The sequence below is a fragment of the Bacillus siamensis genome (assembly GCF_051628075.1).
Lineage (GTDB): Bacteria > Bacillota > Bacilli > Bacillales > Bacillaceae > Bacillus > Bacillus siamensis.
Genome location: NZ_CP155579.1, coordinates 951,403 through 968,915, shown reverse-complemented (window position 1 = coordinate 968,915; position 17,513 = coordinate 951,403). Strand labels below are relative to the sequence as shown.

Below are 17,513 nucleotides of genomic sequence, written 5' to 3'. Positions count from 1 at the left end.
CTTTATTTAAAATCTTTTTACAGAAAGCCACAATATGTTATGATACGCATATGCAATTTAATTTGGATGATTAGGAGTGTTAAAAGGAATGAAGAAAATCGCGATAGCAGCTATTACGGCAACGAGCGTCCTGGCTCTCAGCGCTTGCAGCAGCGGCGACAACGACGTGATCGCTAAGACGGATGCCGGCAATGTAACAAAAGGCGAGCTCTACACGAACATGAAAAAAACCGCGGGCGCAAGTGTGCTGACACAGCTCGTACAAGAAAAAGTATTAGCCAAAAAATACAAAGTATCGGACAAAGACATTGATAACAAGCTGAAAGAGTATAAAACGCAGCTTGGCGATCAGTACAGCGCCCTTAAACAGCAGTACGGCGAAGATTACCTGAAAGATCAGGTGAAATACGAACTGCTTGCCCAAAAAGCGGCGAAAGACAACATCAAAGTGACTGACTCCGATACGAAAGAATATTACGACGGCTTAAAAGGGAAAATCCGCGCGAGCCACATCCTTGTCGCTGACAAAAAGACAGCTGATGAAGTGGAGAAAAAGCTGAAAAAAGGCGAGAAGTTTGAAACGCTTGCGAAAGAATACTCAACCGACAGCTCAAAAGACAACGGCGGCGACCTTGGCTGGTTCGATAAAAAATCAATGGATGAAACATTCAGCAAAGCTGCATTCGGCCTGAAAGTCGGACAAGTCAGCGATCCGGTCAAAACAAAATTCGGTTATCATATCATCAAAAAGACGGAAGAACGCGGCAAATATGATGACATGAAAAAAGAACTGAAAGAAGAAGTTCTTAAACAGAAATTAAACGACAACTCAGCCGTGCAGGCAGCGATTCAAAAAGTCATGAAGAAAGCTGACGTAAAAGTTGAAGACAAAGACTTAAAAGACACGTTTAACACTTCAGCATCAACATCTTCTCAATCTAAATAAAAAAACTGTGCAGGCTCTCCGTGAGCCGCACAGTTTTTTTATGCAATCGAATGATTGGAATTTTCTTCTGCATCTTCGTTTTCATTTTCGGGCGCCGCCATACGGCGCTCGCGTTCCTGCTCCATCCGTTCAATATACACTCTTCCTTCTTTTTCAATAAACGACTGGTCAAGCTTTTCCTCTTCTTTAGCTGTCGTAAAAAGCTTATAAGCGCTGAAAATAATCCCGATAATGCAAAGGTATACCCACCAAGGAAAAAATAGCACGTTGTTTCCTCCCTTTTTACCCAAAGTTTTTATTTTAAGCTATGCCTGATCAAGACAAGTTATGAGAGCTGAACGTAAAAAAGACCGATCGTAAAGGATCGGCCTTTTTTTCTTATTGATGGAAAGTCGGTTTATAGAAAGAACGGTTTTCAAGCGCAAATACACGCTCGGTGTATTCGCCCGGCTTTACCCGTTCAAGCGCTCTGTCCATCATGATCATTTTTGCATCCAGATTGTCAATGTAGTGCAGAATTTCCGCTTCTTTCACCATCGGCGGTTTCGGGCTTCCCCATTCCGCTTTTCCGTGATGGCTTAAAATCAAATGCTTCAGAATCAGCACTTCTTCAGCATCAATCTGAAGCTCTTCGGCTGCTTTTGAAAGCTCTGTCACCATGATTGAAATGTGTCCCAGCAGATTCCCTTCCACAGTGTACGTGGTGGAAACAGGGCCTGAAAGCTCTTTTACTTTGCCGAGGTCATGCAGGATGACTCCCGCATACAGTAAATCCCGGTCAAGAGACGGATACAGATCGGCAATCGCTTTTGCCAGGTTCAGCATCGACACAACATGATACGCAAGCCCTGAGACGAACTCATGGTGGTTTTTAGCAGCCGCCGGGTAATCCATAAAATCAGCGGCATATTTTTTGACCAGATGTCTCGTGATCCGCTGGATGTTAGGATTTTTCATTTCAAAAATGTATTGAGTGACGGTCTCCATCATTTCATCTTTCGGAATCGGCGCCGTTTCAAGAAAATCATCAATGCTGACATTTTCATTTTCGCCGGCCGGCCGGATGTTTCTCAATTTAAGCTGGTTTCGTCCGCGATAGTGATGTACATCCCCGATTACCTTCACGATCGTCTGCGCCGCGTATGTTTCTTCATCAGTCGGCTTGGCATCCCACAGCTTCGCTTCGATATCACCCGATTGGTCCTGCAGCATTAATGTCAGAAATGGTTTTCCGTTGCTTGCGATTCCTTTAGTCGAAGATTTAATCAGAAAGTATTGATCGACCTGCTCGCCGACCTCGTGCAGCATAATACCTTTTGCCATTCTATTAAAAGCTCCCTCCATATCTTACATAATACCAGTATAGCACATACCTCTTTTTTGAAAATAAACTCTTTTATGACAGGAGCCGCATAACTTGTCCGTTGTGAAATGACCGGCTCACATGCTCGTGGCAGGTGAAATAAAGTATCTGCCGCCCGCCTTCTGTAAGCTGATTCAGCACATCAAACAGCCGCTCAAGCCTCTGCCTGTCAAAATGAACAAAACTGTCATCGAGTAAAAACGGCAGTGAGACCGCAGATTCCCGTTCTGACGCAAGGGCAAAACGGATTGCCGCGTAAAGCTGCTCGCATGCCGCCTGTGACAGCTCGCTTGCAGAAAAAACCGTACCGTCTTTCTGCATGACCATAATGGAATCATCAGCCTCTGAGAAATACAATTTATGATAGCGTCCGTCCGTAAGCGGTCCGTACAATGCGCCGGCGGTTTCTAACAGACGGGGAAGCGTCACCTTTTTATGCCGCTCCATTTTTTCTCTGATCACATGTCTGACCGTCTGCAATGCGGCCCACTCTTTAGCTGTTTTTTTAACGCGTTCCTTCTGCATTTCCGTCTGCTGTTTTAAATCGGACACAAGCCCTGAGGACTCCAGCTGCTCTTGCTTCACCGTTAATAAAGCAATCTGCTCACGGAGATGCGCGCTTTTTTCCTCGAGTGTTTCTTTCTCTTTTTCCTTCTGAGCGAGTGTATGTTCAAGTTCGGGCACTGTATGGCTCATGTACGGCGCCAGCTGTTTTTGGCTTTTGCCGGACAAGTGCGTATCGATTTCGCGCAGCTGCCTCTCTGTTTCCCGGCGGCTTTCATTCAGCCTGGCGAGCTCACAGAAGTGTCCGCGGTTTTTTGCGCCTGCCGCCATAAAAAGCTGTTTCACCTGCTGTTTGTAGTAATGAACTTCTTCGTGTAATTCGCGCATTTGCTCTTGGGCATGCAGCAGATCCGTTTCGAGAGCCTGCTTTCGTTTTGCGTCCTCACGGGCCCGTTCCGCCTGCGCCAGCAAAGCACGCAATCTTTCTTTTACGGACAGCTCCCGGCCGTCTGAAGGACTCAGCTTTTTGACCCGTTCCTCAAATGATCTTTGCAGCTTTTGGATCCGGCCCGCTTCAATGGTCAGCTCATGCTTGTTAAGAATTTCTTTTTTGACATCTTTCATCACATGATATGCGTCAAGAAGATGGGACGGGCTGCCCGAAAACCCCAGTTCCTTCATAAAATGTTCCGCCTGTTTTTCAGACGGCGCCATTTCGGCCTCCCATTCTTCATATTGGCGGATGACTCTTTCATATGCCGCTTCTTTCTGTTCAAGCACGGCTTGGTCCGCAATCAGCTGCTGGCGGTGCCGGCCGTCACGCCAAAGCTCTTCCTGCAGAATGTCAGCCTCTTCTTTTGAGATCGGCGGCTGCTGCTTTTTGTGATGGGCCCCTCTTCTTTCTGACGGCATCGGCTTCTGTATGCCAGACAGCATATACAGCAGCAAAGCGCCGGTAAAAAGGGCGGCGGGCAGCCATTCCTTTAACACAGCGAAAATCGCAATGAACACAATGCCCGCACCGAGAAAGAGCTTTTTTTGTTTGACGCGCTGTTTTTCCAGCTGCTGAACATGCGCCTGCCATTCGTTTCCTTCAGTATCAGCCATTTGCTTATATGATTGTAAAGCGGCTTCTTTTTCTTGCCTGACGGCGGGAGCCAAGATGTTTTTCGCCGTTACGGCATGCTTTCGTTCGGCGTCTTCCAGCTCCAGACGCGCTTGTTCGAAAATCGCATCAAGCTGTTTTTTTCTTTCTCTTGCCTGTCCGGCGCTCTGCACGGCTTCTTGCAGCCGCCATTCATATTCATAATCGGTGTTCAGCGAAAGAATGCCGTCTTCCTCATGTCTGCCGCCGAGCTGCTGTAACCCTGAAGAAACACGGGCCGATATCTGCCTGATTTGTGCTTGGATGGCAGCAAGCTGTTCGCCGCGTGATTCGTACATATGCTGCTCGCCGGAAAGCTCCTGCAGCTGCCGTTCTTTTTGCAGCAGGTCCTCATTTGGCGCGAGCAGCTCAGCCTGCCGCCTGATTTCAGCCGTTTTTGCCCGAAGCCCCTCAAGGCGGGCCGCTTTCGGATGGAGATGCGATTCGTATTTTTCGAGCTGATGCATTCCGTCCTTCGGGAATTGCTCCAATGCTTCCGGATAAGAAGAAAGTTCGCCTTCCAACGCTGTTTTTTTGTCTGCGAGCGGCTTTGCTTCTATCGCCGCTTTTACTGTTTTGATTTCTTCAGTTACATCTTTCAATTGTGCTTCGGCATCCTGCAGACGGCCGCCGGCGCTTTTTTTCTCTTCCAGAAGGCTGTGATAGCCCGCTTCCGCAGCTTCCGCCTGTTTCAGCCGGGCGCTGAGCCGCTTTAACGTATCTAATTCCTGATTTAAACGGGGGTTCCGTCCGTTCGGCTTATACATTCTGTCGAGCTCTTTCGCCAGTCTGCCGTCAAGCTTTGCCGCCGCTTCAGATCCGAATAAGCTGGAAAACAGGAGAAACTCGCCGATTTTGTCCCGGTTAAAGGCTTGAATCTCCTGCAGTCCGAATACATCAAACGAATAGATTGCTTCGTACAGCGTCCGATCCGTATCGGAAAGCAGCTGTTTGAGCCATTCTCCGTCCTTGATTTCACCTGAAGGCAAATACACTCTGACTTTTTCGGCAGCGCCTTTTGTGCGTTCAATTTTAACAGCGCCATAATCGTTATGCTTCAGTTCCACAACGCCGCCGTACACCCCGCCGTTTTTCGGTTCGTATTTTTTTGATTTCGGAAAACCGAACAGTACGCTTTTGATAAAGGACATCAATGTCGTTTTGCCCGCTTCGTTTAAGCCGTAAATCACTTGGACGGGCGAGTCTGACAGCTGGAAGCTTTGATTGGAAAATTTCCCGTACTGGTAAATCAGCATCGTCGTTATTTTCATCGCTGAAGCTCCTTCAGCTGGCGCTTTAAAACGGCTTGAGCCTGCCGTTTAATGTCCAGTATCTCTTCATCTGTAAATAAAGTCATCTGCCGCCGGTATACGGGATGACGCTCGAGCGCTTCGAATACCCCGTTCATGTCCGCGCATTGTTCTATGTCCTGAAGAAGCCCTTTAAAAAACGGGTCCGGCGGCACGGTGTCTGTTTGATCCGTCCGATCCTCAATCGCAAGCGGCCAGATGAAACATTCCTCTTCAGCCTCTTCCTCCTGTAAAGCGGAAAGAAGCTCCTCCGCAATGCCTGCGGGCGCCTCCGCCCAAAAGCGGGGCGCCTCGCCGCGGAGCACCAGTCTGACACATGCCGGGCGGCCCGCGGCACGCAAGCCGGTGAACATATCCGATGCCGTTTTCATCAGTGAGGTCATATGCTCGGCTTTGGAAATATCAAGATCAATTTCCTCCCATAAGACATCGTGCGCTTCTTTGAATTCCCAAGACATCTCACCGTCTGCCGCCCGGACGAGATAATATCCCTTAGGCCCGGTTTCTTTTAAATGGCGGGCCTGAATATTTCCGGGATAAATGGCGGCGGGATGCTGAGCGGACAGAACCTGCCGCTTATGAATGTGTCCGAGCGCCCAATAATCCATGCCGCTTTTTTCAAGGTCTTCTTTCGTAAACGGACAGTACGGGTCATGTCCCTCCGCTCCTGATAACATGCCGTGGAGCATGCCGATATGATAAGGCGCGCCGGTCATTTTCCGGTAACGGGATGCCTGATTGTCCGTTACGCTTCTTTCCTGATAGCTGCATCCGTATATGCTTGCCGCGAGCTCTCCGTTTTTAAAGAAGGATTTTTCCTCCGGTGTATCCGAAGTGAATATATGTACATTTTCCGGCCATTCAATCGGTGTCCACTCACCGCCTAAATGATCATGGTTGCCGAATATGACGAACACTTGGATATCCGCTTCTTGTAATCTGGTAAACTGCTTTCTTAAAAACAGCTGGGCTTTTAAACTTCTGTTGGCTTCATCAAACAGATCTCCCGAAAGCAACATGAAATCTGCCTGCTCCCGGAGCGCCCCGTCGGTAAGACGGCGGACGCTGTGAAATGTGCTTTCTTTAATACGCGCATATACCGGTTCAGGCAGATGCGAAATGCCGTAAAACGGGCTGTCCAGATGCAGGTCAGCGGCATGAATAAACGTCAGATCAGCCATCTCGCCCTCCCCTTTCTGTAGGTTGAATTACCCTTATTCTAGCATCGTTTTCATACGAATGCACGTTCTGCACGATAAAAAAACAGCCCGGCTGTCCCGGGCTGTTTCACTTATTTTTTGGAGATGCGCAGCGCTTGTTTGATCGCTTTGAATCCGCCGGCGTTTCCGTAAATCAAAACGCCGCCTTTGTAAATTTTCGCGCCGACCCCTGCAAAGATCACGATAGTGACCAGTGTCAGGGCGATTCCGGCCGCCGCCTGCCAAAACGGGATATCGAGCATCCCCACGCGTAAAAACATAATCATCGGCGTGAAAAACGGAATGTAAGATGTAACGGTAATAAAACCCGCATCAGGATTGCCAAGTCCGAACATGGCGATCATAAAACCCGCCACGATTAAAAATACCATCGGCTGAATCGTCTGCTGAACGTCCTCTATCCGGCTGACAACACTGCCGAGAAACGCGGCAAGCGTCGCGTAAAGAAAATAGCCGAGCAGATAGAAAATGACGGCATAGACAATCGTCGAGACGGGAACATCCGTAAAATTGAGAAATGCACTGATCGGCGACGCCTCATCATTTTGAGGGTTCAGCTTCAGTGAGAGAAAACCCGCCGCAAGCAGCACCGCAAACTGTGTGATCCCGACAAGCGCGATACCGAACAGTTTGGCAAACATCTGCTGAATCGGCGGCATGCTTGAAATTAAAATTTCCATGACCCGTGACGATTTTTCCGTCGCCACTTCCATCGCAATCATACTTGCGTACATAATAACCGAGAAGTAGATGACAAACAGCATGATGTATACAAGCCCCATCACCTGACCGAGCTCTTCCTCAGATTTCGCCCCTTTTTCCAGCGCATCTTTGCTGACTTCAGGCGGAGTGTAGAGGCTGCTGACTTTTTCTGCCGAAATGCCGAGCTTGGCGGTTTCGACAGCGGTTTTTGTCTGGGTTAAAGCCTGCTTGAGCAGTTTATACGCTGATTCATCAGAAATGGTCAGCGCCTTGTAGGCTCCTGTTATCGTTCCTTTTTGATCTTGTCTGATGATAAAAAGCCCGTCCCATTCACCGTCTTTGACACGCTTTACGGCATCTTTTTCGGACTCCTTTGTCTCCATTGCCTGCAGATCATTGTCTGTATCTGCCGCTTTAAGCTGTTTTGCAAACGCCGGGTACATCCCGCCCGTTTCATCAATCACCGCAATCTGCTGCTTGCCGTCATCCGATTGAAACACGGAAATGATCGATTGCAGATTGGTCACTGCTAATACTAATAACACAGTAATGGCGGTCGAAATAATGAATGACTTTGTCGAGATTTTGTTTTTATATGTATGAAACAGCATAATCCAGAATTTATTCATAAACGGCCCCCACCTTTTCTATAAAAATATCATGCAGTGACGGCTCTTCTAATTCAAACTTCCGTATAAAGCCTTTCCCTTGCAGCGCCTGGAAAATATCCTGGGAAACCGGTTCATTCGCGACCTGCAATCTGATCCCGTCATTTGTTTCCTTCCATTTCACGACACCTTCATGCGTTTTTAAAAAGCTGAGATCATCATCTGAATGAACGGTGACATTTTTTTTGCCGAAAGACCGCTTAATGTCTTTCAGATTGCCTTGAACGACGGGTTTTCCCTTCTGGAGAATGCACAAATTCTCGCAAAGCTCTTCTACATGCTCCATTCGGTGGCTTGAAAAAACGATGGAAACGCCGCTGTTTTTCAAAGAAATAACCGCTTCTTTCAGCAGCTCGACATTCACCGGATCAAGACCGCTGAAAGGCTCATCAAGAATCAGCAGTTCAGGCTTATGCAGGACGGCGGAAATGAACTGGATTTTTTGCTGGTTTCCTTTTGACAGCTCTTCGACTTTCTTATTCTTGTAATCTGTAATGCCGAATCGCTCGAGCCATGTCATGAGCTCTTTTTCCGCCTCTTTTTTGCTCATTCCTTTTAATCTCGCAAGATAGACAAGCTGGTCACTCACCTTCACTTTCGGATACAGCCCCCGCTCTTCCGGGAGATAGCCGATTTTTTCGCTGATAGAATAATTGACCGGCTTCCCTTTCCAGCTGATCTGCCCGTCAGTCAGGCTTAAAAGCCCCAAAATCATCCGAAAGGTCGTCGTTTTTCCCGCGCCGTTTGCGCCGAGGAGCCCGAACATTTCCCTTTCAGGTATTTGCAGGTTCAAATTGTCAACAGCGGTAAAGCTGCCGAATCTTTTCGTTACGTTTTCAATTGTAAGCACGAATCCAACTCCTTCCTTGACCCATTATATACTAATAATGGGTAAAAATTAATGGAGGATTTTAAATTCTTTATGAGAATATCATTCTATAAAGGAGGTGACGTGATGGGACAATATGTATTGACTGCATTCCATGCGTCGGGAGAAACACTGCTGGATGAACGGATCGAAGCAGACAACGAGGCGGAGGCAAAGGCTGCCGGAGAGGCTTTGTTAAAGGAAAAAAAGTTCGAGAACACTACTCATCGTTTGGTAAATGAAGCCGGAAAGCTGATTTTATTCCACAGATAACAGAAGCTTTCCGGCTTCTGTATGTTACCGGTTAAATTGCGGCGTCCGTTTTTCTAAAAAGGCGCGGATGCCCTCTTTATGATCATCCGTTTTTCTCATATTTTCCTGGGCCTTTCGTTCAAGAGACAAAACGTCTTTTAACCGGCTGATATGGAGACTTTGATAAATAGCCTTCGTTTCAATCATTGCTGCCAGCGGCGCATGTAACAACCGGTCGATATACGGCTTTGCCCCTGCTGCAGGGTCACCGCTGAACAGCCCGTCGGCAAGCTTGAGCTCCACCGCTTTTTCAGCCGGCAATTTTTCGCCGCTCCAAATCAGTTTTTTCGCTTCAATCTCACCGACGCGTCTCATTAATAAATAATGGCCTCCTCCGTCGGGAACCAGTCCGATGCCGATGAAATTCATCGCGAGGCGGGCGTTTTCTTCGGCGAGAACCACGTCGGCACACAGCGCGAAACTCAGCCCGAGCCCCGCCGCGGCTCCGTGGATGGCGGCTATCACAATTTTTTTCATATCATAGAGCGTCAGTGTAATGGATTCGATCATTTTCATGAACCGTTCATATTCTTCTGGATCATGATTCGATGTCATCATCTGAATATCACCGCCCGCGGAAAATCCCCTGCCTTCCCCCCGCAAAAGGACGATAAGCGCCTCGCTGTCAGCTGCCATGACGCATGCATTCTCCAATTCCCGGAGCATTTGTTCATTGAGCGCATTGTAACTGCCAGGCCGGTTCAGCACAATCTCTGCCATCTTTCCCTTTTCTTCATATCGAATATACTGCATGTTTACACCCTCCTTGTATCCGCTTACATATTTTGTTCAAATGATATATTCTTTCCGCGAAGCGAAACTCCTTTATTTTTCAAGGTCAACAGATACCGAAAAATGCATATCATTTGAAAATGAACATACATTTTTATATAGTGAAATTGACATACAAAACAAAAAGGGGGGGAGGAACGCCGATCATGAAATATGTGATACTGAGCTTTTTATTGAGCTTTTTTATGGTGCTGTTCCCCCCTTCGGATGTCGCCCTTCCTTCCCAATTGGTGACAGAAACAGACAGCCACGTTCAAATTTCGGTTTACCCGCAGGAAACGGACTCGGCAAAGACGCCGGCCCCTGCCAAAACCGCTCCGCACGGCTTGTCAAAAGGGTACGATGCGTTATCCCGAATGGTCACCCTGTTATCTGTCAAACCTCTTGATCAATTCATTGATTCCACACTGGAAAGGACATGCGCCATTCCGATACAATACCAGTCAAATTACCTCCGGCATCAGACCATTTCTCATTGCCAATCTGTATTTACGGTGTAAAAACAGTCTATTCCGGAGGGATTTTTTATGAATATTAAAGAAAACGATCTGCCCGGCATCGGGAAAAAATTCGAAATCGAAACGAGAAACCATGAAAAAATGACGATCATCATTCATGACGACGGCAGGCGGGAAATATACAGATTTGATGACCGCGACCCTGATGAGCTTCTGGCAAGCATTTCTCTTGATGATGCGGAAGCAAGACAAATCGCCGCGATTATCGGCGGGATGGTGTACAAACCGCAGGCGCTTGAATCGATTGAAATGGCGTTCAGCGATCTGATTATCGAATGGTTTAAAGTTGAAAAAGGGGCAAAAGCGGCAGGCCGGACGCTCGGCGAACTGGATGTGCGCCAAAACTACGACGTAACGGTCATCGCCATCATTAAGCATAACCAGAAAAAGTTTTTAAACCCGGGCGCTGATTCGCTCCTTGAAGCAAACGATACACTCGTCCTCTCAGGCGAAAGAAAGCATTTGAAGAAACTGATCCAAGACTTTCTCTCCAGAGACGGAGTGTGATCTGTTTATGGATCATCTCGTATTTGAAGTCGGTACGGCGCTAGTTCTCGTGGCCATTGCAAGTGTCATCGCCAATAAAATTAAATTTTCGATTATTCCCTTCCTGATTATTTTAGGAATGCTTGTCGGGCCGCACGCGCCCCAAGCGGGCATCATTGACCTGACATTTATCGAAAGCCGGGAAGTGATTGATTTTTTCGGACGGATGGGCGTCCTGTTCCTCCTCTTTTACCTCGGGCTTGAATTCTCGGTCGGAAAATTAGTAAAATCCGGACGTTCCATTGCCGCCGGCGGAACGATTTATATTCTGATTAATTTCAGCTTAGGACTGATATACGGCTTTATCACGGGCTTTTCCTTTTTGGAAGTGCTTGTATTGGCCGGTGTCATCACGATATCATCAAGCGCCATTGTCGCAAAAGTGCTTGTCGACTTAAAGCGCACGGCCAATCCGGAAACAGAGCTGATTCTCGGCATCATTATGTTTGAGGATATCTTTCTGGCGGTTTACTTGTCCGTTGTTTCCGGGCTTGTATTGGGAGACGCGACGTCTGTCGGAGGCGCGCTGATGTCAATCGTGATCGCTTTCGGATACATGCTGCTGTTTTTCATTGCCGCTCGAAAATTGCCGCCTCTTCTGAACAAGCTGCTCGATATCCGTTCAAACGAGGTGTTTGTCATTGTCATTTTTGCAGCGCTCTTTTTCATTGCCGGCTTTTCCGAAACGATTCATGTCGCTGAAGCGATCGGTGCGCTTTTACTCGGACTCGTCTTTTCGGAGACGGCTCATTCTGACAGGATTGAGCATCTTGTCGTGCCGTTCCGTGACTTTTTCGGGGCCATGTTTTTCTTCAGCTTCGGACTGAGCATTGATCCGTTTTCACTCGGAGATGCGGTATGGCTTGCCCTCGGCGCCGTTTTGCTGACGATTGCCGGAAACTTTATCGCCGGCATGATTGCCGGGCGCCGGGCGGGGCTTTCTCATAAAGCATCGTCTAACATCGGGCTGACCATCGTCTCCCGCGGCGAATTCTCCATCATCGTAGCGAATCTCGGTATTGCCGGCGGTCTGTCCGCCTCACTAAAACCTTTCGCCGCCTTGTATGTTTTGATACTGGCCATCTTCGGCCCTTTGCTCACGAAAGAATCGAAGCGGATATATCTCCTGTTGAACGGCGTTTTCAAATGGAAAAAGCCTGAAAAGACGCCGCAGAAATCATAAAAAAACTGACCCCTTACTAAAGGGGTCAGTTTTTTCGCGCGGGAAGAAATTGCTGAAAAGCCGTTTTTTTGTTAATGGAGAAATGCTCTTTTCCCAGAATGGTATTAATGATTTTTTGGTTTCTGTAAACAGACAGCTTCAAATTCGTTGCGCCCGTTCCGTGGGCGTGGTCAAGATTCGTCAATGTGAAGAAATGATGCCGCCTATCGTCCTTAAAGACGAGGCGGGAATCGGCCGTCACTTTAAACCGTTTCTCATCCTCCCATTCAATATCGGGAGAAATGGCCGAAAACCAATCCGGAATATGCGGCTTGAAGCCGGTCGCCAAAATCACTTTTTCTGAATCGGCCGTAAAAGTTTCATCCATCTGCCATTGATGAAAGCTCAGTGCGCAGCGGCCGTTTTTCTTTTCAATTTTTTTAAGCTCCGCCATCGGCTGAATATAGACATCAGGCGAGCCTCCGCTGATTGACCTGTGGTACAGGGCATCGTAAATGTCAGCAAGTGTGTCAGAATCAATGCCGTGGCGCAGTCCGTCCAGCTCAGGCAGTGTATTCAGCCGTTCCTGAAAAGGCAGGCGGTTAAAATATTCCACATAATCGGGTGTAAACATTTCCTGTCCGAGCTTGGCGGTTTCTAATTCTCGAAATCCGGCGGAGCGTGTCACCCATTGCAGCCGGCAGCGGCGGTATTGTTCATCATGCAATAAATCAGAAAAGATCTCCGCTGCGCTCTGTCCGGAGCCGACTACTGTAATTGATTCGGCGCCGGCGAGTTCGTCTTTCCGGAACAAATATTCCGCGCTGACCATCGTGTCCTGACGCGCCCCGTCATCAATCTCTGCTGGAATAAGCGGCTCAGAACCCGTTCCCATGACGAAATGCTTCGTTTGATACACGCTGATGCTTCCGTCCTCAATGTTCTTGACGCTGACTTCATAATGGCTGCCGGCATTTTTCACGCCGATTACCTCTGAGCCGAAACGGCATGATTTGATTTCTGAAGCCGCCCAGCTCAAATAGTCGTTAAACTCCCGCCTTGGAATATCAAATTCATTAAACGTATAAAACCGGTAAAGCCGGTCATGTTCATGGAGAAAGTTCAAAAATGTGTAGCGGCTTTTCGGATTGGCAAGTGTGACGAGATCAGCCAGAAACGCCACCTGTAAATCCGTTCCTTTAATTAACAGGCCCGGATGCCACGCAAATTCTGTCTTTTTATCGAAAAAAAGAGCGTCTGTTTCGGGTATATCCTCTAACAAAGCGGCAAGCCCTAAATTAAACGGCCCGATTCCCGCTCCTATGACATCATACATATTATGCACCTCTTACGAATTACAGTCTGATGATCTTTTTCCCGTTTTCACATACGGATAAACATAAAAAAACGGCACGCTGATTCCGTGCCGTTTTTCATATTACAAAGCGGATTTGACGAACATCTCATCTAAGTATTTGATTTTCTCTTCTGTATAATGCTCGAATCGGTCATTATATGATTTCGGGTCTTTCGGATTGGCGAAGTGCGTGATTTTTCCGGTTTCCGGATGAATGAATTTGCTTGCCGCGCCGCAGCCGATACCGATAATCGTCTGCACTTCTTCCATAATCATAATGTTGTAGATGCTCTCCTGACCCGGGAAGGAGTAGCCGACATTTTCAAGGTTTCCGAGAATGTTTTTCTGCCGGTACAGGTAGTACGGTTTATAGCCGTGCTCTTTTGTCCAGCGGACGGCGTCATCCATCATGCGGGATACTTCCTGCCTGTCGGCAACTTTATACTTATGCTTGTTTCTCGTCATTTCTGACGCCCGTTTGAAAGAAAGCGTGTGAACGGTCAAAGATTCAGGCATCAGCTTTTCCGTTTCATCAAGACTGTGCCTGAACTCACCCGTCCCTTCTCCCGGCAGGCCGATGATCAAATCCATATTGATGTTATTCATGCCGTGTTTGCGGGAAAGGTGGTACTTTTCAATGGTTTCTTCGACTGTATGATGTCTGCCGATGGCCTTAAGCGTTTCGTTTTCATAAGACTGCGGGTTGATGCTGATTCTGTCAATCTTATACTTATTTAAAACGGCAAGCTTTTCCTCCGTAATCGTGTCGGGACGGCCCGCTTCAACGGTAATCTCCCTGATATTCTCTACATCAGGGAAAGAACGGACCATTTCTTCATATAAAAGATCCATTTCTTCAGCGGTAATGCTTGTCGGCGTACCGCCTCCGAAATAAATGGTCGTCACTTTGATATCATGCTGTTTCAGCCATTCACCGATTTTTTGCATTTCATAGTGAAGCCCCCATAAAAAAGAGCCGACTCTGCCTGCCTGTCCTTGGATGGCATAAGCCGGAAACGTGCAGTAGGCGCACTTCGTCGGGCAGAACGGAATGCCGATATAAATGCTGACTTCATCTTTGACCCGGTACAGATCGGGAACCGCAGCGAGCTGGCGGTCGACAATCTCCTGCATCAGATTGATTTTTTCATCATGGATCAGATAATCTTTTTTCAGATCGGCATGCGCCTCTTCTTTTGTCAGGCCGCTTTGCAGCTTTTTATGAAGAAGTTTAGTAGGCCTGATCCCGGTCAGGATTCCCCATTTTTGCGTCATGCCCGTATGCGATTGAAGAAGATTTAAGTAGACGTATGACAGCGTGTTTTTCACCTGTTTAAATACTTCTTTGTCGCTCCATCCGGCAAAAATCGGTTTCGTATGATGCTCCTTTTCGCCGGTTCCTTTGATTTCTCCCGATACTGACACGCTGTCTGCATTTTGAGAAATGGCAAGTGAGATGACGAGATCAGAGGGTTCCTCCGTTTCGGCGTATGCAAGAACACACTCCTCAAAAAATAAATTCGCGATGTTTTGCAGCGGACGATGCAGCCTGTCATCCGTTATGCCGTCTATTTTGATTTGCAATGTGATCACCTTATTTTTCAGATTCAAAACTTTCTTTAGTGTACAGAAAGAACAGGCTAAAATCAATCCGCGAAAAAGCCGCAGACCGGTGTTTCGTGTCTGCGGCTCTTTATTACGGCCGTTTCATGTGGAACTTATCGAGAAAGCCTTTGCGGTGCTGCATGCGGAAGTATTCCTTGATCATATAGGCGACGCCCTGTTCATCATTTGACCTTGTCACCCAATCCGCTCTTCTTTTTAATTCATTGGAGGAATTCCCCATCGCGACACCGAGGCCTGCCAGTTCGATCATCGGCAGATCATCTTCCTGATGGCCGATAGCCACGACCTCTTCCATTGAAAGCCCGAGTTCAGCTGCGACCATCGAAAGTCCGCTTTCCTTTGAAACCCCTTTAGGCACGATGTTCAGTTTTTCTTCGTTAACGCGGATCACGTCCACGGCCGGGAATGCTTTCACGATCGTATCTGTTATGTCAGCCTGCAATCCGTTTTCAGCATACACCTCAATGACGGGCGCGGAAACCGGCTCATCAAGGAGCAGATCACTTAATGATTCGACAAACTGAACCGGGTAAAAAATCGGGTCAGACGGATGAATCATCGTTTTCCCGACCAGATTTGAGTTCACTTTCTTCTTATTTCCGATCGAATATTTTTCGTGCAGAAGCCGGATATTGCATTGATAGCTTTCCAGCACCTGGACAATATTAAACGTGTGATCTTCCGATATTTTCTTTTCGAAAAACGGCTCATCTATTTTTTCGGAAATGTATGCGCCGCTGTGGGTAACCAATTTTGCATTCAGTTTTAATATTTTCGCTACTTTTTGAGCGGAGCGAAAATGGCGGTTTGTGACCAGTGTGACGTAAATTCCTTTTTTCTTGACGTATTCAATGGCATCCTTTGTCGTCGGATGCAGTTTGCCGTTGGAGCGAAGAAGCGCTCCGTCTATATTTAACGCCAGCATTTGTTTTGACACAGAGAAGTCCCCCTCCTTGATGACTGTACTTGTCATTAGGATATGACCCTGTCTCTTTGTTTAGAACAACCTTTTCTCAGCAGCAAAAAAGCCTGCCTCAAGCAGACTTTGAACTGTCATTTTGTGGGATACGATCGATTTGCTGCCTTCTCCCCAATGTGTATTTCTATATCAGGAACCCCTTATTTGACCGTTGATGCGCTCGTTTCACTTACTCTCTGTTGCTACCCCTTAACATAACAGGCAGTATAGGCGACCGTATCCTTGGATCTTCTGTAAGTGTAGGCGCTTTCAGGGTTATTATCACACGTTTACTGTTAAAAGACAAGGGTTTTTTTAACTAAAAAAATCAGAGGGGCATCTATGCTGAATGTATGATAAAGTTGAAAGAGAACATATATTCGCATATAATAAAAGAAAAAAAGCGGTGACTGTCATGTCTCTATTAAAAGATATTTATAACGAAGAATTTGCAGAAGCACTTCTGAACAGAATCAAATCGGCGCATCCGGCTTTTGAGCGGGACATGTGCCGGGCGCTGATGTTTCAGGAAGATTGGCCCGAACTGGCATTAAAACAGCGGATGCGCCGGATCACAGACTCTTTATATGAAACACTGCCGAAGGATTACATACGGGCGCTTGACGTCTTATATGAGACAGCTCCCCATTTCACAGGGCTCGCCGGGATTATTTTTCCCGATTATGTCCAACAGTACGGAACGGATCACTGGGAAGAATCAATGAAGGCGCTTCAGTTTTTCACTCGTTTTTCCACTTCCGAATTTGCGGTCCGCCCGTATATCAAGCTTGACCGGGAGCGGATGTTCAAAGAGTTCCTTTCCTGGACGGAGCATCCGGACGAACATGTCAGAAGGCTTGCCAGCGAAGGCTCAAGACCGCGCCTGCCGTGGGGAATCTCCATTCCGGCTCTTCTTGACGACCCTTCTCCGATTCTCTCTGTTCTGGACCGCTTGATGCAGGATGACTCGTTATATGTCAGAAAAAGCGTGGCGAATAACCTGAATGACATCTCCAAAACACATCCGGATCTTCTGGCACAGATCGCAGCCGATCGGTTCGGAAGCTGTCCGCACACGGATTGGATTTTGAAGCACGCCTGCAGGACACTGTTAAAAAGAGGAGACAAACAGGCGCTTGCGATTTTCGGGTTTGAAGACGCCTCCCGGATTTCATTGGAACGTTTTACACTGAATTCGGAAACGGCCGCCATCGGAACAAGCATACATTTTTCTTTTCAGATCCGCTCATCCGCCCGGCAAAAAGTCAGGGTTGAATACGCGATTGATTTTGTAAAGAAAAGGGGGCACCGCAGCCGCAAGGTGTTTAAGATGTCGGAGTCCGCCATGGATAACGGAGACGTAAAAGCCTTCAGCAAACATCATTCCCTTAAAGATTTAACCACCCGCAAGCATTATCGGGGAATTCACACTCTGTCTGTCATCATTAACGGAACGGTAAAAGGTTCGCTTGATTTTTCTGTAGAATAAAAAACCCCCTCCATTTCATAGATGGAGG

General features: G+C 47.4%; 16 protein-coding genes. 6 read left to right on the top strand and 10 right to left on the bottom strand.

The genetic code is table 11. The features are described 5' to 3' along the window. Window positions 1–88 precede the first annotated feature (88 nt). Window positions 89–946, top strand: coding sequence for a peptidylprolyl isomerase (locus tag ABDB98_RS05000; RefSeq protein ID WP_060963158.1), 858 nt, complete (start codon window positions 89–91; stop codon window positions 944–946). Window positions 947–984: 38 nt separating this feature from the next. On the opposite strand, the gene ABDB98_RS04995 is transcribed toward ABDB98_RS05000, so the two are convergent. From ABDB98_RS04995 to ABDB98_RS04970, 6 genes are all read right to left on the bottom strand, one after another. Next, complete coding sequence (locus tag ABDB98_RS04995) at window positions 985–1,212, bottom strand: sporulation YhaL family protein (protein WP_438421537.1); 228 nt, start codon at window positions 1,210–1,212, stop codon at window positions 985–987. Window positions 1,213–1,324: 112 nt separating this feature from the next. Continuing rightward, window positions 1,325–2,269 (bottom strand): 3'-5' exoribonuclease YhaM, encoded by a 945-nt coding sequence (yhaM, locus tag ABDB98_RS04990; protein ID WP_060963160.1) that lies wholly within the window; start codon window positions 2,267–2,269, stop codon window positions 1,325–1,327. A gap of 73 nt (window positions 2,270–2,342) precedes the next feature. Continuing rightward, the gene (locus ABDB98_RS04985) at window positions 2,343–5,228 is read right to left on the bottom strand and encodes an AAA family ATPase (RefSeq protein ID WP_438421536.1); all 2,886 of its coding nucleotides are present in this window, start codon (window positions 5,226–5,228) and stop codon (window positions 2,343–2,345) included. Then, window positions 5,225–6,448: a metallophosphoesterase family protein gene (locus ABDB98_RS04980; RefSeq protein WP_438421535.1), complete on the bottom strand. Its 1,224-nt coding sequence runs from the start codon at window positions 6,446–6,448 to the stop codon at window positions 5,225–5,227. The genes ABDB98_RS04985 and ABDB98_RS04980 overlap by 4 nt, the downstream gene beginning before the upstream one ends. Before the next feature lie 110 nt (window positions 6,449–6,558). Beyond that, window positions 6,559–7,818, bottom strand: coding sequence for an ABC transporter permease (locus tag ABDB98_RS04975; RefSeq protein WP_438421534.1), 1,260 nt, complete (start codon window positions 7,816–7,818; stop codon window positions 6,559–6,561). Further along, a complete protein-coding gene (locus tag ABDB98_RS04970) occupies window positions 7,811–8,707 on the bottom strand; it encodes an ABC transporter ATP-binding protein (protein WP_060963164.1) in 897 nt (298 codons plus the stop codon). Before ABDB98_RS04970 ends, ABDB98_RS04975 begins: the two co-directional genes overlap by 8 nt. Before the next feature lie 105 nt (window positions 8,708–8,812). Here ABDB98_RS04970 and ABDB98_RS04965 point away from each other — a divergent pair, with 105 nt between their 5' ends. Next, entirely contained in the window at window positions 8,813–8,998 is a 186-nt protein-coding gene (locus ABDB98_RS04965; protein ID WP_060963165.1) for a YhzD family protein, read from the top strand. A gap of 24 nt (window positions 8,999–9,022) precedes the next feature. On the opposite strand, the gene ABDB98_RS04960 is transcribed toward ABDB98_RS04965, so the two are convergent. After that, the gene (locus ABDB98_RS04960; RefSeq protein WP_438421533.1) at window positions 9,023–9,790 is read right to left on the bottom strand and encodes an enoyl-CoA hydratase; all 768 of its coding nucleotides are present in this window, start codon (window positions 9,788–9,790) and stop codon (window positions 9,023–9,025) included. A gap of 185 nt (window positions 9,791–9,975) precedes the next feature. Here ABDB98_RS04960 and ABDB98_RS04955 point away from each other — a divergent pair, with 185 nt between their 5' ends. From ABDB98_RS04955 to ABDB98_RS04945, 3 genes are read left to right on the top strand one after another with little or no spacing between them, the layout of a single operon-like run. Further along, window positions 9,976–10,329, top strand: coding sequence for a hypothetical protein (locus ABDB98_RS04955; RefSeq protein WP_045927099.1), 354 nt, complete (start codon window positions 9,976–9,978; stop codon window positions 10,327–10,329). A 27-nt stretch (window positions 10,330–10,356) separates the two neighbouring features. Further along, on the top strand, window positions 10,357–10,854 hold the full coding sequence (locus ABDB98_RS04950) for a cation:proton antiporter regulatory subunit (RefSeq protein WP_014469990.1): 498 nt from the start codon (window positions 10,357–10,359) through the stop codon (window positions 10,852–10,854). Window positions 10,855–10,861: 7 nt separating this feature from the next. Next, window positions 10,862–12,076: a cation:proton antiporter gene (locus ABDB98_RS04945; protein ID WP_438421532.1), complete on the top strand. Its 1,215-nt coding sequence runs from the start codon at window positions 10,862–10,864 to the stop codon at window positions 12,074–12,076. A 25-nt stretch (window positions 12,077–12,101) separates the two neighbouring features. On the opposite strand, the gene ABDB98_RS04940 is transcribed toward ABDB98_RS04945, so the two are convergent. The 3 genes from ABDB98_RS04940 to ABDB98_RS04930 all read right to left on the bottom strand — a co-directional run bounded on the left by ABDB98_RS04940 (window position 12,102) and on the right by ABDB98_RS04930 (window position 15,975). Further along, the gene (locus ABDB98_RS04940; RefSeq protein ID WP_438421531.1) at window positions 12,102–13,391 is read right to left on the bottom strand and encodes a lysine N(6)-hydroxylase/L-ornithine N(5)-oxygenase family protein; all 1,290 of its coding nucleotides are present in this window, start codon (window positions 13,389–13,391) and stop codon (window positions 12,102–12,104) included. Between the two features lie 102 nt (window positions 13,392–13,493). Further along, window positions 13,494–14,996: a coproporphyrinogen III oxidase gene (locus ABDB98_RS04935; RefSeq protein WP_438421530.1), complete on the bottom strand. Its 1,503-nt coding sequence runs from the start codon at window positions 14,994–14,996 to the stop codon at window positions 13,494–13,496. 112 nt (window positions 14,997–15,108) lie between these two features. Then, window positions 15,109–15,975, bottom strand: coding sequence for a Cof-type HAD-IIB family hydrolase (locus ABDB98_RS04930; protein ID WP_438421529.1), 867 nt, complete (start codon window positions 15,973–15,975; stop codon window positions 15,109–15,111). A gap of 370 nt (window positions 15,976–16,345) precedes the next feature. Here ABDB98_RS04930 and ABDB98_RS04925 point away from each other — a divergent pair, with 370 nt between their 5' ends. Next, window positions 16,346–17,485 (top strand): DNA alkylation repair protein, encoded by a 1,140-nt coding sequence (locus ABDB98_RS04925; protein ID WP_438421528.1) that lies wholly within the window; start codon window positions 16,346–16,348, stop codon window positions 17,483–17,485. The last annotated feature ends 28 nt before the right edge of the window (window positions 17,486–17,513 follow it).